The organism is Vibrio fujianensis, from assembly GCF_002749895.1.
Taxonomy (GTDB): Bacteria; Pseudomonadota; Gammaproteobacteria; order Enterobacterales; family Vibrionaceae; genus Vibrio; species Vibrio fujianensis.
Genome location: NZ_NBUS01000041.1, coordinates 160159 through 161075 on the forward strand (window position 1 = coordinate 160159; position 917 = coordinate 161075).

Below are 917 nucleotides of genomic sequence, written 5' to 3' on the forward strand. Positions count from 1 at the left end.
TCGAGCGGTACCAGAAGAAACGCTATCAACTCATTGGCTTAATAATCCGCATTTAGCGATACGTTACTGGCAGATGGGGCGTGATTTGCATGATTTACGCCTCGCATCTAAACACGTGGTTGGTATTGTCAAATCAGTCAAACAGCTAGGACGCAATGAGATCCATCTCGATGAAGCCTTGGATCTTAATGAAACTCTCAATCGAGCGTTGGCCTTACTACAAAGTGATTTGCGCCGGGTGTCGGTGCGGATGCGCCCAGGAACACTACCTATTTTAAAAGGTTCACAGACAGAATGGGTACAAGTGTGGGTCAATATTATTAAAAATGCCTGTGATGCAATGGCTGAGACACCAAACCCTGAAATTGATATTCATACACGTTACAACAAACAACGGATTCTCATTACGATTGCGAATAATGGCCCAGAGATTAGTGAAGTCACTCGGCGAAAAATTTTCCAACCGAGTTTTACCACCAAGAAGCAGGGGTTATCCTTTGGCCTTGGTTTAGGCTTAGCTATCGTTAAGCGGATTACCGCCAGCTATGGGGGAAGCATTGCTGTTAAAAGCAACCATGAGAAAACGATTTTTAGGATCAAATTACCAGTCGAGGATGGATATGGAGAAGCTTAATATCATTTGTGTTGATGACCAGAGAGAAGTGTTGAGCGCAGTATTGCAAGACTTACAGCCATTAGCCCATTGGCTACAGATTGAAGATTGTGAATCGGCTGATGAAGTGCTGGCGTTGATGGATGAGCTAGATGCCGAAGGCGAATATATCGCAATGGTGATTTCTGACCATGTGATGCCCGGTAAAACGGGTGTCGAGTTACTTAAGGAAATCCATCAAGATCCTCGCTTTCTTAACACTAAGAAAGTATTGCTAACCGGGCAAGCAACACATAGCGATACC

The 917-nt window shown here is 44.3% G+C and carries 2 protein-coding genes; both read left to right on the forward strand.

Annotated elements, in window-relative coordinates:
* The coding region (locus B7C60_RS18400; RefSeq protein WP_245868906.1) for a sensor histidine kinase at positions 1-634 on the forward strand (634 nt) is incomplete at its 5' end.
* The coding region (locus tag B7C60_RS18405) for a response regulator (protein WP_245868909.1) at positions 621-917 on the forward strand (297 nt) is incomplete at its 3' end. The genes B7C60_RS18400 and B7C60_RS18405, both read left to right, overlap by 14 nt.